This window comes from Caballeronia sp. J97, from assembly GCF_905220305.1.
Lineage (GTDB): Bacteria > Pseudomonadota > Gammaproteobacteria > Burkholderiales > Burkholderiaceae > Caballeronia.
On record NZ_CAJMZL010000006.1, the window covers coordinates 14,094 to 32,211 of the forward strand.

Sequence of the window (18,118 nt, forward strand, 5' to 3'; positions counted from 1 at the left end):
ATCTGTCAGTTTTCGTGGACTTCGTCCAACACGCTCACACCAGCGCTTCTATCTCACCGAAATCTGACACTTTTCGGTGAGAACGTGCTCTGAACTTTAAAACACTCTGGAGAGAGAATGAAATCGCACGCATCAGTGTTCGCCGTCGACATCGGGTACGGCAATACGAAAGTCGCCTTTCGCAACGGCTCGGAGGTCGCAACGCTGATCTTTCCGTCGCTCACCCCCGCATATCAGGAGCAAACCATTGCCATCGAGAGCCAGGGGCTGTTGAACGTTCCAAAGACTGTCCCGATCGAATGGAATGGCAAGACCTACGAGGTGGGTCCCGGTGTTCCATTGAGCTCGCGCAATGGCGACGCGGGTGGCACGCTGGCCGACAACTACTGCACAACCGACAGTTATGCGGCGCTGCTTTGCGGCGCCTTCCACTTCGCGAACGTTGATTCCGTAGACCGCCTGGTGCTGGGTTTGCCGGTCAAGAACTTTCACAAATATGCTGAGCACCTTCGCCAGACCTTTACTGGCAAGCTTGAATTCGGCAGCACTCAGGTTACCGTCGGGAAAGTCATGGTCCTGCCGCAACCGATCGGCGCGCTGGTGAACTTCACGAAGTATCACGAGTTCGACCACGACAACCCCCACCTGATCATCGACGTCGGGTATTTCACGACGGACTGGGTCGTCGCGACAGGCCTCACGATGGACGAACGCCGCAGCGGCGGCCACCAGAGCGGCGCCTCGCACTACTTTCAGAAAATCGCTGAGCGAATCAAGGCGAAGCTGAAGGTGTCGCCCGACGGAATCGAGCGTATCGACAAGGCGGTACGCGAAGGCAAGAAGTATCTGATCGCCGGCCAGGACATCGATCTCACGTCCTATCGCGCCGAGTCGCAGCCGGTCATCGACGGGACGGTGAAGATCATTCATAACCACATCGGCCATACCGAAGATCTCCGTTCGATCGTTCTCACCGGAGGTGGCGCATCCCTTTACGCGTCGACCATCCGCGCAGAATTCCCGACTACGCGGATCGATGTGATGTCGAACCCCAGTTTTTCGAACGTCAAGGGCTTCTTTGCTGCGGGCGAAGTGGCAATGATGCGCGAGAAGCAGCGCAAAGAGGGCGTTGCCGCATGACGGGAACATTGGAGATCAAGATAACGATCAGCGAGTGCGTCACGCCGGCGTTGTTTCAGACCATGACCGCCGTCTCAAACCCGAGGCAACGCGCGGCTCTCCTCAAGCGGCTCGCTGAGGAAGCCTTACGCGGGAGCGGTACAATCGCCGACGCCGCGTCGATCGCGGGCTCCGTCACCGACGAAGAGCGTCACATGAGTTCAGTCACACCCGCATCGGCCGCCACTGACGTGGATCAGCTTGCCACGCAACCGCGCGCCGAAGCTCATCGCGCTTTTACTCAAACGGCGGCGCCCAACGAAGAGGAGGGGCAGTTCGATTACGCGTTCCTCGCTGATAAGCTCGGCGACTTTTAAGATTCAATCACGGAGCTGGCGGCTCGCTTAGCGTACTGCGTCGCCGCACTGCTTTCTGTGCCGCGCCTTGACTTTGAGGCGTGGGTGACATGATGGATTCATGGGCCGCACGACGCGCCCTACAACGCTAACGGAGATTTGCTCATGACCCTTCTGGACACTATCATGCAACTGGACTGGACCCGCGCTGCCCGTATGTGGGTTTTCGTTGCGGCCGCGCTCGCCGGGTGCGAGGCTGCCTATCTGTTCCGCCGCGCCATCATCGCTCACAAAAAGGGGGCTAACGATGCACGCTAGATTCATGACGCTGCCGTATGTTGCACGACGTGTACTGATCGCCGTGGCGTTCTTTATTCTCATGGGTATTTCGGTGCAATTTCCCACGAACGCGCTCAGCGAGACGGTGTGCTTCGCATCGGGCGCCGGCCTCCTGTGGGCGGTCGGAATCCTCATCCCGCTTCTCAAAGTCACCTTCTTCGTGTTGCGATGGGTCTTGCGATACCACGTTCTGTTCAAGTATTGACAGGAACCCGGACAAAAAAAAACCCGACTCGATGGCCGGGTTTCGTCTTCATGGTGTCTTCAGTGCAACAGAGATACTCCTTGTGCGCTCGCCTGTCGGCGAATGCAATAGAACCACGCAGTGTCGAGTGTGACACCCTGTTTCTCGATCCTGGCTTTGCAGCCGTGTCCTCGATCAATCACGTCATACGCCTGCGCTTCCGATTTCCCGACTCTCACGGAGCCGTTCCCTACACCGGATGTTGCGACGATCTGATAGCGGCCGACAATCATGCTGAAGCTCATTTCCTCTTCTCCATGGGCATAGCTCGGGCGGATTGCGGCCCCGGGCGGGGACGAATCCCCACCGGGCGAAAGGTACAGTTAGCGGCTTGAGCGCCGCGAAGAATCAAGCACGTGCTACTTCCCGCTCTCCACGGTGCATGGGCACTGCGGGAGCGGAACCCGCCACACGATGCGCGGCCAACCACTCATCCGCAAAATCAGTCTCCCGCTTCTTCGGACGATGAACTATTGCCGTGTACCCATCTGCACGTAAGCGCTTCGCCAGTTTCAACGCGGCGTCCACACCGGGCGATTTGCCGGTGCGAGGGTCGACCGCGTCGAAATCAGCGAAGATGTGGACAACGCGGATGCCCAAGCCCTCGGGCACCACAAAATCCGCAAGCAGGATGCGGTTCAGGCAATACCAGACCGGCACACCAAACTGCATGCGCGCGGCGTAGGCCGTCTCCAGCCCTTCGGCCACGCCGATCTCCCCGTCGAGCGGATCCATCAGCCGGACTGCGCCGCCGTTGAGCTTATGCAGCGTCACGTCGTTCAGCTTGGCCGGAAGGATCTCGCCATCGTGAGTGACGATCGACGCCTTTGTAGGCTTCGAGCGTTCGAGGAATGTCCGGTGCAACGTGCCGAGTCGACCGTCCGGCAATGTGAAGCGAGCGAGGATCCCGGGCCACTGGCCGATCACCTTCTTCTCATGCCGGTACTCGAGCATCGCCATTCGCAGCGCGGACGACGGCGCCGCCGTCAATCCCGGCACGCGTTCACCCAAATAGCGCGGCACCAATCCATCGGTGCCGATCGCCGTCGCACGATTCCACATCCCTTCGAGCCGCTTGCGCGCCCACTCGGGATCGACCTTTCGGCCGGGGGCCGGCGCGGCATGCGGTGCATGACGACGTCGTGCGTCAGCAAGCGTGCCCCCTTCGAGTTCGACCATCAGCTCGCGGAAGGTCACGCCTGCCGACTTGCAGATCAGCTCAAAGCCGTCGCCGGCTTTGCGATCGCCGTCATTGCATTTGCGGCACACCCAATCGCCGCGTCCGCGGTTGTTGTCGTAGGTAAAGCGGTCGTTGCCGCCGCAGATCGGACAAGGTGCGCCCTTGCCGGTCAACGAGCTTGCGGGCACTCCGTACTTCTGGAGCAACGCAACCCACTGTTCCGGCGACAGCTTGATGTCCTTTACATTCATAGTCACTCCAGTTGTGGTGTGGTTGAGGTCGATGCCTGAGACAGGCGGCAAAGCCATGCTCAGAAAAGCCGTCCGAGATCGCGCGTGGCGGATCACGGCGAACGGCTTTTCTCAGCAGGGGGAGCGGAAAGGGGGATGCGCGAGTCGCGCGAGGAATAGGACACTTCGTAGTTCCGCCAGCCCGAGGGGCCGGACGGAACAGCAAAGGTGAGGCAATACGGGATGAATGGTGAGGTGTTACGGGATCAGATCGCCGACCATGCTTGCCGAGGCAGCCAATTCTCGAACGGTTCTGTTGCGACTGCCTGTCAACATTCGTCGCAGACGCCTTGTGGGCACCGCGTCGGAGAAGAACGGCTTCGAAGCACCGTAAACATTGGCCGACTGAGCGGCTTTTTTCGATGCGCCGAGCGCGGGAGTGAAGCCAGTTTAGATGCCGCCTACGATGAAGGAGCGCGGAATGAAGACGAATTCATACGCGCTTTTAACTTTCGTGCAGCTCGCCGAACTCGAGTGCTGCTTCGAGGCAATGCGTTATCGTCGATGCTGCTCGTCGATCGGCCCGTCCAACTCGTCAACACTCAGTCCTCGCCGTGAGCAGTGGTAGGCAATACGCTGCCAGCGTTCGATCCACGCCCGCTCGGCTGCCTCGTAATGGCTGAGCTGCTCACGCAAGCTCCGGATCATCTGATCGAGGTACAGGATCTCGTCACTGGTCGATCGCGTCAGGGAACGACGCTTCGGCTTGTCCAGCGCGCGCTTGGCCGCCTGATAGGCTCGCAGGATCGGTGGATGGCGGCTCAACGCCTGCCGCGTGTAGCCCGAGCATTCCTCAATGCGCCCCCACGTCAGGTTTCGACCCAACTCTCCAGCCCTCCAGCGCTGCAATTCAGCGATGATGCTGGCAATCTTGCCTTCGTCGAGTTTTGCGTTGGCACGGATCGATCTGACCATCACGGGCCTCCTCCTTCGATATAGCGTGCGAGATCAGCCTCGTCGACGCCCAGCAACGCCAGCTGGGTCATCAGCTGGACATACTTGGACTGCAAGTGCGTGACCCAGTCCGGCGCCATGACGCCGTCATGTGCAAGCTCGCGGGTCGTCCCCAAGCTGATGCTGACGACCGCGGCCTGACGCTTGAGCTCGTCGGCACGTTCGAGGTCGCCTTCACGCCAGACGTAGTCATTGCAGTCGACCGTACACTGCAGATGCCGTGGACACGGTGACATCTGGAAGTCGTGCAAACACATACCTGGGCCGACGTCATGCACCGCATGAATTCGGGCCGCGAGAAACGTCTGCGCACGATCGGCTGGAAGCGTTCCGGCGATATCGGCGACTACGCCTTTCATTCGGCCACCCATGACCTCGCTCACCACCTGCGCGGCACGCTCGACGGCCGTCATGTGCTGGTAGGCCCTCGTGTCTGCCGGGTACTTGCGGCCGAACCACTTCGTCTGGACTAAGTCCGGCGCACCGCCTTCATCCAGCAGGTGATTGAGGAAGTGGCAGAAGCCGTGTGAGCGGATATCGATGCTCGCCCCATCCGCCATCACCATCTTGTGACGTTCGAAGGCCGACGCACGTTCACCCCGGCCACCCAGGAAGTCGCTGACGTTCTGATCGGTAATGGGACGTGCCGCATAGGTGAGTGTGGTTTTGCGGCCGCGGTGCATCTGGTTGGCATAGACCACGCAAAGCGCCTCATGCAGCGCCAGACCGGATCCGGGGCGGCCCGGTATGACTGGCTTCGTCCAGTGATCTTGCAGCAGACCCTTGAGTAAATCTGTTCGGCTTACCCGTATTCTTCTGCCCACGATCGTATATGGAATCTCGCGACGCTGAATGAACTCTGCGACGTTTCTGCTTTTGAGGCCAAGCAACGCCGGCAATTCAGCGCTGTCGAGTTCATTCGCACAGCGCACATCAGCAAGCAGTTCATCCGTTTCGTGATACCGACGCGCCACCTCGCGCGCGCCTTCGGTCGCCGCGTGAAGCTCGTCAAGCACTACTTCGACGAGCGCCTCGGTCTCCGTGAGCAGCGGCTTTTGTGTCCACTCGACGGTCACGTCATCGGCTCGACCTTTGAGTCGTGCGTACCGTAACGTCTTGCTGCCATCTTCAGCCAGTGATAGCGGCCGCGCCGGCAGCGTCAGCACTTCCCCGACACGCAACCCAGTACACACCATCAGTGTCACAACCAGCACGAGGAGTCGATCGGCACTCGCAGCATCGGTTGGAGGAATGTCACGGGGGATATTCTGGTACAGCGCGCCGATGGCGTGAATTGCCCGTTCATCCGGAAGGCGGTCGCGCGGCTTGGCGCTGCCAACGTTCCCCGGGCGTCGGCTATCGCTGGAGAAGCAAGGCCGAACCTTGCGACGGTAACGCCAGTCAAGCCGAAGCCGGCACAAGCCATTGCGATCGAGCATATCGGCGAACTCTTCCATGTGGCCTATTACCTTGTAGGCCGAGGACTCGCATTCGCGCCCGAAGAGCACGGCCGCCGCAGCGTCCAGATGATCGGCGCTCAGTTCGCTGATCTCGTACGCGCGATCGGCCAGCGCCTCATACACGTAGCGCGTGGCGCGTACGAACACCATATGGCTGATTGCACACTGGCCACGCTGACGGTGCCGCGTGCAGACCAGCGCTTTCACCACGTCGCCAAATGGGCCGCCCAATGCCTCGCCCAACTCGCGCGGTCGTGTCCCATGTCGCGTGAACAGTAGTCGCTGCACGGGCCTGCTGGCTTTATAGCCACGCAAGCGATGTCGGTACGTTTCCGACACATCCCAGATCACGCTCTTCCACTCGACGCCCGCGAAGGGAATGGCGGCCTGCGCGTGAGCAATTAGCGTCGCTTGATTGACAAGCCAGTTCTCAGAGCTTGCCTCGATCGCGCATGAGGGCGCCGCCATCGACTTACGTCTTCTTACGGATTCCGTGAACATGACCATCAACCGTCTGTACAACCTGAGCAACCGCGTAGATGACTTCGTCAAGTTGCACCGCGATGCGGGTTCCGTATCGTTCCGCCCGTTCTTCGCGACCCGCGAGCAACGCATCGAGCACGGCGCGGTGGTCCGCCTGCGCATAGGGTTGGAACTTGGGACACACGTAGCAGGAGAACGGCGGATCCAGCGCGCACAAACCGCTCTTGCCACATGCGCCGATATCGACTGGGGCGATCGCCGTCATGTCGCCAACAAAGACGACATCCTTGTCGCGTCGCTCGCCGTTGATGGCGTGATCGTTCGACTGGACGATCCGGCCTCTAAACAAGTCCATCAGCGGTCCGAGCCTCAGCGCCGCTGCGCGATCGAGGATGCGCGTCATGCGCCGACCTTTTAGCGCGTAATAAACGTGGACGTGTTGCATATCGGAGTGGTCAAGCATCGTCGCCAGCATGCCTCTCGATACGCCTAGCTCCGCCATGGTTGTGGCGAACGTGTATCGCAACCGGCGCGGCGCGATCCGCATGGGACGCGACGTGCGCGGCGAGACGAGGCGCATGCGTTGCGCGAAGCCGCTGACCAACTCGGAGAACTGATTGGACGTCACGTGGTACGCGAACTCGCCCATGTCGGTGTCTTGGCGCCACTTATCTATCCGATCTCGCATGAAGAGCGGTCTGGGGTAGCGTCCACAGTCGACAGCTTTATTGACCTCGAGCAATTGCTTCAACAGCGTCAGCAACTCTTCGCTCACACGCTCTTCGACGAATGCCTGTCGTGCTCCTAAGCCCCGCTTTTTGATTCTTGGAATGGCCAGCACCCACTGTGCAGGCACGGCAAATCCCTCAAGCGAATTGCGCAGGTCGGTCTCGCGCAACAGACAGAAGTTGGCGGGATTGCGCCCATATGCAAAACCAAGTGCTATCGCCACGCGCTGCATGACGTGAGCCCGTTCCATCGACGCGTCATCAATAAGCGCTCGACGTACAACGTCACTTCGACGTCCCATAGTGGGCCACAGTCTTCGTCCTCGAGCTCTACAGCCAATCGTGACGGGCGGGCGGGAACCTTTATTTCATCGAGATCCTGCGCGACCGACTTGTCAAATCCGAGGCAAGTGAGCATTTCTGCGCACCAAACGTACCAACTACGGATCACGTAGAACCTTCCAAGTTCTTTGGATTCGCGCAACGTTTGGACCGCGCTGCTCATGACAGCACTCAATGCGGGGCAAAGATGTTGGGGTTCGTCAATTTCGGCTAAGCGCTGCCACAGGCTCGCCTGCCGTGGAGAGGCAATTCTTCGACTTCTTGCCGCCCTCCCAGCAAGCACGCTCGCTGTCGTCTCTACACTCCGCCAGACGGTAGCCCCTGATTTTTGCGTCATGAGCATGATGGCCCAGCGCCGAAGCGCATAGCTTACGATGACGTTGCTCACGTTGAGTCGCGACCAATTGATGGCGATGTGAGCAGTTGCGACGTTGCATCTCCACGTTGCAGCGCTTAGGTCCATTCTCCTACCGTCTCGATCGATCTCGCCTTCGGGCAATGGAGGCAGTCCATGACGCTGCAGGTGTGTCTCCATTGCCCGGTTCACTTCGTCGTTGGTCATGATGGCCTCCCCGACCGGGCAAACAACGCTAGCTGATAGCTCAACCCGATCTCGTACGCCTCTCGTCGGATAGCAGCGTCGATATAAGGCTTGACCGATTCAGGCGAACGCCATCCGAAGAAGTACATCATGTTCCGCGTCACACGTTCGTCGTCGAGCCCATTGGCGAGGCCGGCCGCCCGGAACTCGGTGGCACACGTGCTTCTCAGCCGATGTGGATGGAGATGCTCGAATTCGGGATGACACGCCGCAATTTGGCTGAGAATCCCGTTGACACGCACAAGGCTCAACGGGCTGCCGTTGCGATTCAAGAACAAGAAGGGCGTGCGCGATGCACCTGGAATACGCCGACGAGAGTGGCAGATGTAATCATTGAGTTCTCGTGCCAGAGACCGGTCGCACGGAACGTGTCTTGACTCTGTTTTGACTTGCGGCTCGACGACCCGCGGATCTGCGGGATCATCGGGTGCCCGCACGATGCGCACGGCGGGAGCATCGCCCGACAGCAAACAATCTGAGACCCGCAGCTTGAGCATCTCTCCTCGCCGCACGCCCAGCATCGCTAAGAGCAGAACGATGAGGTAGTTGCGCTGCCGATAAGGCGGCTTCCAAGGACTTTCGGGAGAGTCTGGATTGCAGACCTTGATGAGCCGGTCCAACTGCTCCGAGGATAACGGAGTGGCATGCTCGGCCGAGGTCCGTCCGGCTTGAGAGAGCGTTGCGAAACAACGCTGAGTAAAGTTGACTCTCGACTGAATGTCCGCGATCTCAGGTGAACCAACAGGCAAAGCTGACATCGCACACTCGAGGTGCCAGGTAACGCATTTCGCGACGACATTGAGTCGGAAGGCTACGGTGCTCGGCGCGACCACGAGCTTGGTCACTTTGCCCGACGTATGGAAATTACGCCGCAACCACGGATACAAACGGCTCACGATCTCATCCTGACTCAAACCTTGGCCGGAAACAAGTCGCGCCTGAAGCGGGAATTGCTCGGATATCGACCAGGCCCACAACTGACCGAGCACATACAGCGTCTTGATCAGGCTATTCGCTGAGAGCCGCAGGCGGAGGCGCCTAATCAGGTAGACATTAATCCATGGGACAGGTTGTCGATCAGCGTCGAGCAATGCGGGCAGACGCTCACCACCCGGATGTCGAATCACGACAACGTGGAATCGCGCGCTCATGGAGCCTCCCCTCAAGCAGTCGATTTCAACGTAGGCAATGTTTACGTCTTCTCCGTGACAACGCTTGCTGAAGGCCGTCCGGCTTAGGTTCGCAGCCGGAAGTTGACCATCGCAGCTTGTGAGCGCAAAAACGCGCGAGCCGCGGTACCCCTTCGTTTACTGTTGCAGACTGTCAACTTCCCGCAGGCCCTTATAGATAAAGAAAAACCCCGCACTAAGGCGGGGTTGATCTTTACACTCTCGGTTACGAAATCTCAGAACGGTATATCGTCCGACATGTCGTCGAAGCCGCCACCTCCGCCGTAAGCGCTCGAGGGTTGCGACGCCGCAGGTGCGGAGTTCGCGGGAGCCGGCCTGGAAGATTCGGAGCGACCTTGACGTGGCGATCGCTGGGTCTCGAAATCATCCGCGCTCGATGAGCTTCGCTCACCGCTCGCACGACCGCCCAGCATCTGCATCTGGTCTGCGACAATCTCGGTCGAATAACGCTCCTGTCCGGCTTGATCCGTCCACTTGCGCGTGCGAATTCTGCCTTCGATGTACACCGACGAGCCTTTCTTCAGATACTCATTGACGATTTCCGCCAGGCGCCCAAAGAACGCCACCCGATGCCACTCGGTCAGTTCCTTCATCTCGCCAGAGGACTTGTCCTTGTAGCGATCCGTCGTAGCCAGCCGGATATTCGCGACCGCATCGCCGCTCGGAAGATAACGCGTTTCGGGATCAGCCCCGAGGTTGCCAACGAGGATGACCTTGTTTACTGATGCCATGTGAGGCTCCTTAAGTTTTCTTGATCGACCACAGCCATTTGTCCCACAGCACTTGCGCGCCGCTGGCATCGAGCTTCGGATTTCCACGTTTATCAACGGCAGGCACTTTGGTTTTGCCAAGGCGCCTGACTTCGACGCGGTCGCCCACTGCGCAGCGCGCTTCTGCGATGGCGTCGCGAAGCCCCTCGCCCTGCAGAACGTGCATTTCTCCGCGGTGTACGAGCGTGATGCAGAACGACTCGTAAGTCTTTCCCGGCCGTTTGCCGTCGGGGAACTGCTTCTCGCCCCACTCTTTCAACACGCCATATCGCGGCCGCTCGACCCGTCGAGGTGTTTCGCTAGCTTGCGGTGCCGGAGCAGAAACGACCGCGTCGACAATTGCTTCGTCCCGCTGACGCAACTTTGGGGCCGTCGCCGAAACAGGCTTCGGCGCCGGTGACGATGGGCCGCCTTCCGACTCGGGTAGCTGAGCTTCCCTAATCGCGGCCGCGATCGCATCCGTCAGCATGCCTTTATGCTCGCGGAGGACTTCCCAGTGCGGCGCGAGCGAGGGCATCAGCTTCATGCCAACGGTTGTTTGCTTGAGCTCGAAGTCGAACGCCGGGCGAAACTGCACCACCACGCCCCCCTCATCGCGAAAGAGCATGGCTTGACCCGCGACGGTGATATGACGCTCGTTGCGTCCGCCTTGTCCTACCACGATAGGCGCCGCGTCTGGCGTCGCGTGCGCGCGTGATTGCGCCGAGGATTCGGCGCCGAAGAGACTGCCGAGCAGACGACCAAACGTGAATGCGCTCATGCCTGTCTCCTACAGCAGCGTGCCGAAACTGTTGCGACGCACTTCTTCCATGTCGCGCTTGAGCAGGGGGTTGCTCAGTATGACGTCTTGCAGGAGCTCCGGATCAACACCGTTGATCTGGCAGACGAATCGATACGGCAGTGCGCCGTTCCAAAACTCCATGACCCAGCCGAGCGTGGCCCGGTAGTCTTCGAGATCGAGTTTTTTCCTGTTTTTGAGTCGCTCGCTGAACAACGCGGCGCAGTCCATCAAGGACTCAGGCATGTTATCGCCGCGCCGGCTGTCGGTCGCGAGACTGATGAGCGCGTCGACCATCTTGTTTGTCACCGCCTCGCTCCAGAACTGCGGATCGGACAAGGGATCTGGCTTGGGCTGAGCACGGGTGACCGGCGCGGGAGGTGCGTCGAACATGTCCAGTTGCCATGCTGCGACTTCAGTATGCATGGGAATCTCCGGGGTGAACGGGAACCCATGCCCGCAACGGGATGGTTTCCCGTTGGGTTGAGGATCAAGACCACCCCTGAAGGGTTGTCTCGACGTTCAGGCGTAGCGACTAGTCGTCGGTACCTGTCTTAAATGGAATGACCACTGCGGATTTCGCGTACTGACGCTTGATGGGCGTGACCTTCTCCTCCACCGAGGCGGGAGCAGACGCGACCACCTTTGCAGCCTTCGCCTCGTCGAATGTTTCCTCTTTCAGCGATGTCTTGATGGATCGCTTGATCCATGTAGCCACCGCGGCGCAGACAAACAGAAACGCGAAAAACGAATGCGCTGCAAACCACAACGCAAAACACACAGCGACCAACCAGCCAGGCGATTTGATCGCCTTGGAAACCAATTGCTTCGGCATTTTTCTCTCCAGAAAAACTGACGCACAAGGGGATGTCCAGCCAATACAGCGCTGGATGGTTTTCGATGCTCGATGAGCAGGGAAAAACGGCGCGCGGAGAGACGCTTTCGTCACGGCTCGATGAGGCGTGGCGAAAGCAGCTCAGTGCGGAGGGAAGAAATTCGAGCGGTCGCAATACTTCGCGATGCTCTCGTCGATGCGTTCAGGACGCGGGGATGAGATGAAATTTACGCGGCCCTGCCAAGCCAGTGCGGGCAAAAGCTCGCAAAAACATGCCGTCTTTCAAAGAGCGACTGCAGTTGCGCCGCTTCGCGCGCCTTGACAACGCGGTGGGAGTGTCATGCTGGCCACAGATCAAGGAAACGGAGCAACCATGTTTTTTGAAATCGTCGTCGCCGTCGGAGCGTACTGCGTCTACCACGGTTGCAAACGAAGTCGGAAGAGGTATGGCGCCTCTCCTTCTCCCCATTTAGTCCGGCGTTCGGAGGCGATCGGTGCCGCCGGCGAAGCCGCGGCACAGACGCAGCTTCGCAAAACGCTGTCCGGGCTGTGTGGCAACGACTTCTATTTGCATGACGGCCTGCTCGTCCTCGAGCATGCACCCGGCACAGACTTCCCGACGGCGGAAATAGACCGCCTTGCCGTGACGCCCTTTGGGATTTTCATCTTCGAAACGAAAAACTGGTCGGGCTACATCGCCCCGTCGGTGAACGTGGGAAAGCTCGTGCGCACGGCACAAAGCGGGCTCACAGACGAGCGGCGTTCCCCGATCGAACAGAATCGCAGCAAGCTCCGATTCTTGCGCGGCCAGTTGCCTCCGATCTGGCCGGTTCATGGTGCGGGACTGTTCACATCGGCCGAGGCCGTGCTCGACCCCCACTTACCAGCTGATCTCCTTGGCTTAGGCGACCTTCCTCATTGGCTTCGCACGCAGCGCGACGCGTTCAAAGGAGCCAAACCCGTCCACGTCGAACTTGCAAGAAACGCGATTCTCCTGTTCGCCGACGGCTCGCCAGCTGCCCTCGAAAAGCACAAGACGAGGTTATTGACGCCGTTATGGCCGCCTTACCCGAGACACAAATTGTCATCCCATGCAAGCACCAGATTAGGGAATCCCGTCAGAATTATTACTAAAGTGCGACAAAATCAAGCCGTTAAACGTTTGCTAACAACGCACAACTCTACCCCGCTCTGCCTTACTGGGATTGAAAGAGGGGGTGAAAAAGGCGTCTTTCGATCGAAAACCCAGAGAGACGCTCGTTACGATTAGTTACTTGCACAGGATACGAGGTTTCAGGATGGACGAATCGAAAGAGAAGGATTTCTCAGCGATGGCTCAGAGGGTGATGGGCGACGCCCACACGTCCGAAACGATCGCGGCGATGGCCAACCACGCGGCCGAACTTGCCGCGCTCAGGCGCTCGGACGCTGGCGATTTGATGTCGATCGGGACGCGGCTCTCAGAGTGTCTCCACCTGATTAGGGCCGCCGTGGTTCCGGTCATGGGGGACAACCTCGCGGCCAACAAGGACGCGGCCGAGAAACTCTTCGCCGCCTTTCTCGCCCAATCGCTTGAGATGTCCCGAGCAGTCGCGCGGCAGTACATGAGACTCGCCGAACAATTCGGAGAAACCGACCTCGACCCGAGCACCATGACCGTCCGCGAGCTCTTGTCGCGCCGATAAGCAAGCCTTGCTTGACCGCGAGGGCATCCAAAAAGTCTTCGCGGCGTGTTGAGTAGCACCGGGTGGTGCTGCCGCAGAATCTGGAGAGAAGAAATGCCAAACGGCGAGACGTCCAAGAACACCCAACTGAGCAAGCCCCAGCACCCGATCATCCATCCCCCGGTGGAGTTCAACGACGCGCTGGACGACATTTTCGAGAAGCACGACCCGAAGCGAGCGCATCGCGACACCATCGAACGCGCCGTCAAGAAGGCGCTGGGTAACGATCCCGCGTTCGCGGATCTAACGGTTCAGATTGTCGAAAGCATGATGGCGGTCGCCGAAGCGCGCGACCGCATTGCGGCCGACCTGGAAGTCATTGGCGCGCAGCTGCTCAACACGATGTACATGCTCAAGAACGTCATGATCGCCAAGGCCGGTGACACGACCGCCATCAATCGCAAAGCAGCGACGCTCGGGTTCGTGATTTTCGATACCGCTCTCGGGGTCAAGCGCTCTGTGGCACGGCAGTATATGCGCTGTTACGAGGCGTTTGCAGATAACGTCGAAGCCATTCGAACGTTTAACGTCGGCGAACTGGACATCCTGGCTGCCGAGCACGTCACGGACGAGCAAGTCGCGGAGATTCTTGCCAAGAAGAAAGAGGATCCCGACATGACGCGCGTGGATGTCAAGCGCATGCTTCAAGAACTGCAGAAAAAGGACGCCGTCATTAAAGATGGCGAGGTCAAGCTGCTGAACGTCCACTCACAGCTCCAGGACGCCAAAACGGCGCTCTCTGTGTGCGAAAGCGAAGCAAAGCATCTGCGCAACGAACTCGCCGCCAGCGCTCGCGAGCTCGCCGCCAAAGAGGCGAAGCTCACGGATATGGACGACCACTACAAGCGCAAGCAGGCCGGCTTAAGCAACATGGAAAAGGACCTCGCCGACAAAGACAAAGAAATCGAGCGGCTGTCTCGCGAAGCCGACGCGCTGCGCAATCGCAAGCCTGAGGTGCAGGTCGTGGAGAAGCCGACGGCGCCCGCTGGCTTCAAGAGCATCTCCGAATCGATTCAGAAGAGCAACGACGAACTCGCTGAGATCGAGAAACGCGTCGACGAAGAGAAGGCGGCCCTTGAGCAGCTCAAAGCGGAGCGCCAAAGGCAAGTGGATGCGCTCAAAGCGGCGAACAAGGTTCAAGATTCGCTGCAGGAAGTCTCTTCATCCTTCGAGGTTTTCTCAGCGAAACTGACGAGCGCTCAACTTGCTGTGCAAGCGTCCGAGACGCCCGCCCAGCACGCGCCTCTTTTGGAAGCACTGGCGGCGATGCTGCGCAAGACTGTTTCGGAACTGGACGCGGCGCTTGGCCGGTAACACAACAATACAACCACAAAAGCTACGGGGCGGACGCGATCAATCGCGTCCGGCAAAGCTCAATAACGAAAAACAAAAACTATGTCGACCAACACCCTCGATGCTGTCGAGACCACAATCTCCCTTCCGAAGTTCATTGCGGAGAAGATCCAGCGAACCAACTACGCGCTCACGGATGTGATGCACAACGTGCTCGTCCGTTACCGCGAAGCAGAGGATTTCTTCGGCGTTTCACGCGAAAACATGGACACGTTCAAAGCGCACGCGCTTCCGAAAGCGATGCTGATGAACATGCCGTTTCTCATCCTCTCCCCGGCTCTGCAAGAGCCCCGCGACTGGGAAACCTTTGTTGACGGCGTGCTGCTGTCCCCGAAGGTCGAGCAATTGACCAAAGCAATGCCTGCTATCGACGTGCTGACCGCACGCGATATCTTTCACTACAACTGCACCTACGTGTCTTTGCTCAAAGACGTTCTTCACATGAGCGTACTCGCCGCGCCGTTGCTCGGCATTTCATTCGAACTCGCCGAATACCTCATGGACTTGCCGATCGGCCGGCTTGAGGCGGCGATCGGCGCGATCACGTTCCCGCTTTTCAGATGGCGCTTCGACGAGCGGCTCTTCTGGGCCGAATACAGTGCGGGGTGGCTCACGCACGAGTCTGTCGCCCATTACCTGATGAGCACGTCATGCCTCAAATCGACTGCTCTGCCGTACAAACATCTTTGGTCGGACCTTCGCCTGGATCGTGCAAAGCGAGATGTCTACGCACGGATGCTGATGACGCAAGGCGTCCGCGCATCGACCGCCACCAACCTGTTTGGCTTAAACCAGACGAAAACTCGTAACACGTACAAGCAAATCCATGGGGTGAGTTCACCCTGTGGTTGCAACCCCAGTTCGCTTACATGGTATGTCGACACTCCGGTCAATCGCGTGCAGGGCACGCTGCTCGTATGGCTGTACCGATGCGCGCTCGAGAATAAGGCCAGCATTCCCGAGGCACTGATCGCCGCCAACGACATCGCCGCGAAAATGTTCGGCGAAAACCTCGTGATCACCGCGGATCGCGCGAACCACCTGACCCGCTCGATGGCGATGGACTCGCGCCTGACGATGGCGCCCTGCCGTACATGCGGTACGGACTATATCTTGTCCAACGGGGAAGGAAAGATCGAGTTGGCCAAGGACTTCGTCTGCCCCGGTTGCAGCTATAGCCTCAAACCGCGCTTCGATCTAAAAAAAAAAACGTAAATCGAAAGCCTAAACCGAATGGATATGGAGGTTCAATCGATGTCGCATGAATCCACCGTCGAGGCCGGGCTGGTAATTTTCTCTCGTGACGGACGCGCTCAGTTCGGGTGGCACGATCGCGAGACCGGTGCGTTCTATGCCGAGGCTGACGGCCGCTGCATTCCCGACGCGGTAGGTGCAGTCGAGTTCCAATCCGACGTGATGCACTGAGTCATGCGTGACTTCGCCTACCTCTTTCCTGACAGCGTCGCCGCGTGGCTTCAAGGCCGCGGGGACGGGCGATTCCAGCGGTACGAGCGGCACTATCGCAGCGATCGCGCAGCCTCCTCTCCCGAAATCTTCGATCTCGAGAAGAGCAATTTGCTTTTCTCACAACGCTTTCATGGAGGCAAATGGCGCTTCGTCTCAGTTTTGAACAGCAAGCCGTTCGCCGCACTCACAACGTTCCTGATTTTCCTGTGGGGCGGCTCTTTCCTGCTTTCAACGGTTGGGACATCACAACCAGTCGCCGCCGGCGTAGTGCTGTGCGTAGCGTTCGTTGGGATGCGGGCCAACAAGCTCAGGGCGCGCTTCCGGCATCGATAGCAAACGGTTGCGAGGCCGCAACAGTGCGTCGACTCGCGAATCTTACCGGGTATTACAATGCGTGCGCTGCCCGCGGGCCAACAGCATTTTTCGCAACGAGGAAGCGGATTCCGAGGCGACTTGACTTCGGACTCGGCTCAATAAGATAAAAGTAAGCAGATCGCAGGGGCGACTGCAACAACTAGATCGGACCAACACATGACAATTAAGAACAATTTCAAACTCTCGATGGCCGGGATCGCTGCATCGCTGTTGATGGCGGCTTGCGGTGGCGGTGGCGGTGGCGGTGGCGGCAGCGACAATGCTAGCTCCGGCACAGCATCTGTGTCCGGCACAGGCGCACCGACTGGCAGTCAAACGACGTCGGGAATCGCTCCGCGCACGTCCGTCGCGACGCCAACCTACGCGGCCGATTCCTTCCAGATCGCGGCGTTCAATCAGATCAACGCCTATCGTAGCGCGATGGGCGTCGGCATGCTCAGTCAAGATCCGATTCTGGACACGTCGGCGCAAGCCCACTCCCTTTACTTGTTTTCCAACCTCAGTACCGGAGTGATCAGTGCACTTTCACACAACGAGGCGGCCGGTAACGCGAATTACTATGAGGACACGCCGCTGTCGCGTGCGCAGAAAGCTGGCGCACCAGCGACGGAGTTTGTTGGCGAGAACGTCGCAGCAGGAGTAGCAACAGCTAGTCCATCGGAAGCCGCTGCGGACTGCGTAGGACAGGCCCTGGGATCGGTCTATCACTTAGTGGCTCTGACGTACACCCAAGAAACTGTTGGACTTGGTTATACGCCAGGCACCACGGCATATCCGATCTACACCTGCAGCAGTGATTTCGGCGAAGTAACCGGCGTCGTGGGTACGCCGGGCGCAAACTCTATTTCGTCATTCGGCGGCCAGCAAATCTCAACCACAACACTCGTTCATTCGCCTTACACAAGTGAAATTGGTGTTGCGCGCGCGATGCGCACGGAATCACCTAACCCGGCAGTGGATGTTTCAGCACCCGGCCGCCCCATCCTCGTCCGCGTCAACGCCGTCCAAAGCGTCGATACGCTGACAGTGATTCAGTACACCTTGAAGGACAACTCCGGCTCCGTGGTTGACTCGCGCATTTTGGTTCCCTCTGCAGCCACGGCGGGATCCACAGCGACAGTTGTTGCTGATCCGAACAATAAGCTGCCGAGCGGCACGGCCGTACTGCTGCCGTTGACCGCGCTTAAGGCCAGTACGACTTACACGGTCAACTTCGTTGGTGCCCGCAATGGCGCCACGGTATCGGCATCGTGGAACTTCACGACAGCAGCCAACTAGTCCCCTTCCGCGGTCGCGCCCTTAGCAAAACGCCCCGATAGTTCGGGGCGCTTTTTTCATCGCCTTCAATTTCGAGTTGGGCGGTCGCCGTCTTCCTAGTTGCCGCCTTGTCCGCCGCAAGTAATGTTCTCAGCCTGAGGCATAAAATCGACAGACACCACCGTGTTGTCGGGATTGACGACGCAGTACATGATGTAGAGATGGGTTGGGTCCTGGCAGGAGTCGCCCGAGTCAGTGTACGGTCCGTGTGCC

General features: G+C 59.0%; 22 protein-coding genes. 11 read left to right on the forward strand and 11 right to left on the reverse strand.

Going from position 1 to position 18,118, the window contains the following annotated elements; genetic code table 11:
* The first annotated feature begins 117 nt into the window (after positions 1 to 117).
* The 4 genes from U4Y90_RS11100 (at position 118) to U4Y90_RS11115 (ending at position 2,019) form a co-directional block, all read left to right on the forward strand.
* The gene (locus tag U4Y90_RS11100; RefSeq protein ID WP_321794615.1) at positions 118 to 1,140 is read left to right on the forward strand and encodes a PRTRC system protein D; all 1,023 of its coding nucleotides are present in this window, start codon (positions 118 to 120) and stop codon (positions 1,138 to 1,140) included.
* Entirely contained in the window at positions 1,137 to 1,496 is a 360-nt protein-coding gene (locus U4Y90_RS11105) for a hypothetical protein (protein WP_321794616.1), read from the forward strand. Before U4Y90_RS11100 ends, U4Y90_RS11105 begins: the two co-directional genes overlap by 4 nt.
* A 144-nt stretch (positions 1,497 to 1,640) precedes the next feature.
* On the forward strand, positions 1,641 to 1,793 hold the full coding sequence (locus tag U4Y90_RS11110; protein ID WP_321794617.1) for a hypothetical protein: 153 nt from the start codon (positions 1,641 to 1,643) through the stop codon (positions 1,791 to 1,793).
* A 4-nt stretch (positions 1,794 to 1,797) separates the two neighbouring features.
* Positions 1,798 to 2,019, forward strand: coding sequence for a hypothetical protein (locus U4Y90_RS11115; RefSeq protein WP_321794618.1), 222 nt, complete (start codon positions 1,798 to 1,800; stop codon positions 2,017 to 2,019).
* A gap of 59 nt (positions 2,020 to 2,078) precedes the next feature.
* On the opposite strand, the gene U4Y90_RS11120 is transcribed toward U4Y90_RS11115, so the two are convergent.
* The 11 genes from U4Y90_RS11120 to U4Y90_RS11170 all read right to left on the reverse strand — a co-directional run bounded on the left by U4Y90_RS11120 (position 2,079) and on the right by U4Y90_RS11170 (position 11,669).
* Positions 2,079 to 2,303 (reverse strand): hypothetical protein, encoded by a 225-nt coding sequence (locus tag U4Y90_RS11120; protein ID WP_321794619.1) that lies wholly within the window; start codon positions 2,301 to 2,303, stop codon positions 2,079 to 2,081.
* A gap of 103 nt (positions 2,304 to 2,406) precedes the next feature.
* On the reverse strand, positions 2,407 to 3,489 hold the full coding sequence (locus tag U4Y90_RS11125; protein WP_321794620.1) for a primase-helicase zinc-binding domain-containing protein: 1,083 nt from the start codon (positions 3,487 to 3,489) through the stop codon (positions 2,407 to 2,409).
* Positions 3,490 to 4,023: 534 nt separating this feature from the next.
* On the reverse strand, positions 4,024 to 4,443 hold the full coding sequence (locus tag U4Y90_RS11130) for a hypothetical protein (protein ID WP_321794621.1): 420 nt from the start codon (positions 4,441 to 4,443) through the stop codon (positions 4,024 to 4,026).
* Positions 4,443 to 6,443 (reverse strand): integrase, encoded by a 2,001-nt coding sequence (locus U4Y90_RS11135; protein ID WP_321794622.1) that lies wholly within the window; start codon positions 6,441 to 6,443, stop codon positions 4,443 to 4,445. The genes U4Y90_RS11130 and U4Y90_RS11135 overlap by 1 nt, the downstream gene beginning before the upstream one ends.
* Complete coding sequence (locus tag U4Y90_RS11140; RefSeq protein ID WP_321794623.1) at positions 6,415 to 7,386, reverse strand: tyrosine-type recombinase/integrase; 972 nt, start codon at positions 7,384 to 7,386, stop codon at positions 6,415 to 6,417. The genes U4Y90_RS11135 and U4Y90_RS11140 overlap by 29 nt, the downstream gene beginning before the upstream one ends.
* Complete coding sequence (locus U4Y90_RS11145) at positions 7,368 to 8,057, reverse strand: hypothetical protein (RefSeq protein WP_321794624.1); 690 nt, start codon at positions 8,055 to 8,057, stop codon at positions 7,368 to 7,370. The genes U4Y90_RS11140 and U4Y90_RS11145 overlap by 19 nt, the downstream gene beginning before the upstream one ends.
* Positions 8,054 to 9,247, reverse strand: a complete 1,194-nt coding sequence (locus tag U4Y90_RS11150; RefSeq protein ID WP_321794625.1) for a site-specific integrase — start codon at positions 9,245 to 9,247, stop codon at positions 8,054 to 8,056. Before U4Y90_RS11150 ends, U4Y90_RS11145 begins: the two co-directional genes overlap by 4 nt.
* 254 nt (positions 9,248 to 9,501) lie before the next feature.
* Positions 9,502 to 10,017, reverse strand: coding sequence for a single-stranded DNA-binding protein (locus U4Y90_RS11155; protein WP_321794626.1), 516 nt, complete (start codon positions 10,015 to 10,017; stop codon positions 9,502 to 9,504).
* Between the two features lie 10 nt (positions 10,018 to 10,027).
* Positions 10,028 to 10,816: a hypothetical protein gene (locus U4Y90_RS11160; RefSeq protein WP_321794627.1), complete on the reverse strand. Its 789-nt coding sequence runs from the start codon at positions 10,814 to 10,816 to the stop codon at positions 10,028 to 10,030.
* Positions 10,817 to 10,825: 9 nt separating this feature from the next.
* The gene (locus U4Y90_RS11165; protein WP_321794628.1) at positions 10,826 to 11,260 is read right to left on the reverse strand and encodes a hypothetical protein; all 435 of its coding nucleotides are present in this window, start codon (positions 11,258 to 11,260) and stop codon (positions 10,826 to 10,828) included.
* 109 nt (positions 11,261 to 11,369) lie between these two features.
* Positions 11,370 to 11,669: a hypothetical protein gene (locus tag U4Y90_RS11170; RefSeq protein ID WP_321794629.1), complete on the reverse strand. Its 300-nt coding sequence runs from the start codon at positions 11,667 to 11,669 to the stop codon at positions 11,370 to 11,372.
* 373 nt (positions 11,670 to 12,042) lie between these two features.
* On the opposite strand from U4Y90_RS11170, the gene U4Y90_RS11175 reads away from it, so the two are divergent.
* The 7 genes from U4Y90_RS11175 (at position 12,043) to U4Y90_RS11205 (ending at position 17,866) form a co-directional block, all read left to right on the forward strand.
* On the forward strand, positions 12,043 to 12,939 hold the full coding sequence (locus tag U4Y90_RS11175; protein ID WP_321794630.1) for a nuclease-related domain-containing protein: 897 nt from the start codon (positions 12,043 to 12,045) through the stop codon (positions 12,937 to 12,939).
* Between the two features lie 28 nt (positions 12,940 to 12,967).
* Entirely contained in the window at positions 12,968 to 13,354 is a 387-nt protein-coding gene (locus U4Y90_RS11180; protein WP_321794631.1) for a hypothetical protein, read from the forward strand.
* Between the two features lie 93 nt (positions 13,355 to 13,447).
* A complete protein-coding gene (locus U4Y90_RS11185; RefSeq protein ID WP_321794632.1) occupies positions 13,448 to 14,707 on the forward strand; it encodes a hypothetical protein in 1,260 nt (419 codons plus the stop codon).
* Between the two features lie 81 nt (positions 14,708 to 14,788).
* Positions 14,789 to 15,961 (forward strand): FlhC family transcriptional regulator, encoded by a 1,173-nt coding sequence (locus U4Y90_RS11190; protein WP_321794633.1) that lies wholly within the window; start codon positions 14,789 to 14,791, stop codon positions 15,959 to 15,961.
* 39 nt (positions 15,962 to 16,000) lie between these two features.
* Positions 16,001 to 16,171 (forward strand): hypothetical protein, encoded by a 171-nt coding sequence (locus tag U4Y90_RS11195; protein WP_321794634.1) that lies wholly within the window; start codon positions 16,001 to 16,003, stop codon positions 16,169 to 16,171.
* 3 nt (positions 16,172 to 16,174) lie between these two features.
* Positions 16,175 to 16,546 (forward strand): hypothetical protein, encoded by a 372-nt coding sequence (locus U4Y90_RS11200; protein ID WP_321794635.1) that lies wholly within the window; start codon positions 16,175 to 16,177, stop codon positions 16,544 to 16,546.
* A 198-nt stretch (positions 16,547 to 16,744) separates the two neighbouring features.
* Positions 16,745 to 17,866: a CAP domain-containing protein gene (locus tag U4Y90_RS11205; RefSeq protein WP_321794636.1), complete on the forward strand. Its 1,122-nt coding sequence runs from the start codon at positions 16,745 to 16,747 to the stop codon at positions 17,864 to 17,866.
* Positions 17,867 to 18,118: the final 252 nt, after the last annotated feature.

Excerpts from the sequence above, each read along its gene's own strand:
- U4Y90_RS11100 (WP_321794615.1), top strand. The coding sequence starts at position 118 with ATGAAATCGCACGCATCAGTGTTCGCCGTCGACATCGGGTACGGCAAT.
- U4Y90_RS11105 (WP_321794616.1), top strand. The coding sequence starts at position 1,137 with ATGACGGGAACATTGGAGATCAAGATAACGATCAGCGAGTGCGTCACG.
- U4Y90_RS11110 (WP_321794617.1), top strand. The coding sequence starts at position 1,641 with ATGACCCTTCTGGACACTATCATGCAACTGGACTGGACCCGCGCTGCC.
- U4Y90_RS11115 (WP_321794618.1), top strand. The coding sequence starts at position 1,798 with ATGACGCTGCCGTATGTTGCACGACGTGTACTGATCGCCGTGGCGTTC.
- U4Y90_RS11120 (WP_321794619.1), bottom strand. The coding sequence starts at position 2,303 with ATGAGCTTCAGCATGATTGTCGGCCGCTATCAGATCGTCGCAACATCC.
- U4Y90_RS11125 (WP_321794620.1), bottom strand. The coding sequence starts at position 3,489 with ATGAATGTAAAGGACATCAAGCTGTCGCCGGAACAGTGGGTTGCGTTG.
- U4Y90_RS11130 (WP_321794621.1), bottom strand. The coding sequence starts at position 4,443 with ATGGTCAGATCGATCCGTGCCAACGCAAAACTCGACGAAGGCAAGATT.
- U4Y90_RS11135 (WP_321794622.1), bottom strand. The coding sequence starts at position 6,443 with ATGTTCACGGAATCCGTAAGAAGACGTAAGTCGATGGCGGCGCCCTCA.
- U4Y90_RS11140 (WP_321794623.1), bottom strand. The coding sequence starts at position 7,386 with ATGCAGCGCGTGGCGATAGCACTTGGTTTTGCATATGGGCGCAATCCC.
- U4Y90_RS11145 (WP_321794624.1), bottom strand. The coding sequence starts at position 8,057 with ATGACCAACGACGAAGTGAACCGGGCAATGGAGACACACCTGCAGCGT.
- U4Y90_RS11150 (WP_321794625.1), bottom strand. The coding sequence starts at position 9,247 with ATGAGCGCGCGATTCCACGTTGTCGTGATTCGACATCCGGGTGGTGAG.
- U4Y90_RS11155 (WP_321794626.1), bottom strand. The coding sequence starts at position 10,017 with ATGGCATCAGTAAACAAGGTCATCCTCGTTGGCAACCTCGGGGCTGAT.
- U4Y90_RS11160 (WP_321794627.1), bottom strand. The coding sequence starts at position 10,816 with ATGAGCGCATTCACGTTTGGTCGTCTGCTCGGCAGTCTCTTCGGCGCC.
- U4Y90_RS11165 (WP_321794628.1), bottom strand. The coding sequence starts at position 11,260 with ATGCATACTGAAGTCGCAGCATGGCAACTGGACATGTTCGACGCACCT.
- U4Y90_RS11170 (WP_321794629.1), bottom strand. The coding sequence starts at position 11,669 with ATGCCGAAGCAATTGGTTTCCAAGGCGATCAAATCGCCTGGCTGGTTG.
- U4Y90_RS11175 (WP_321794630.1), top strand. The coding sequence starts at position 12,043 with ATGTTTTTTGAAATCGTCGTCGCCGTCGGAGCGTACTGCGTCTACCAC.
- U4Y90_RS11180 (WP_321794631.1), top strand. The coding sequence starts at position 12,968 with ATGGACGAATCGAAAGAGAAGGATTTCTCAGCGATGGCTCAGAGGGTG.
- U4Y90_RS11185 (WP_321794632.1), top strand. The coding sequence starts at position 13,448 with ATGCCAAACGGCGAGACGTCCAAGAACACCCAACTGAGCAAGCCCCAG.
- U4Y90_RS11190 (WP_321794633.1), top strand. The coding sequence starts at position 14,789 with ATGTCGACCAACACCCTCGATGCTGTCGAGACCACAATCTCCCTTCCG.
- U4Y90_RS11195 (WP_321794634.1), top strand. The coding sequence starts at position 16,001 with ATGTCGCATGAATCCACCGTCGAGGCCGGGCTGGTAATTTTCTCTCGT.
- U4Y90_RS11200 (WP_321794635.1), top strand. The coding sequence starts at position 16,175 with ATGCGTGACTTCGCCTACCTCTTTCCTGACAGCGTCGCCGCGTGGCTT.
- U4Y90_RS11205 (WP_321794636.1), top strand. The coding sequence starts at position 16,745 with ATGACAATTAAGAACAATTTCAAACTCTCGATGGCCGGGATCGCTGCA.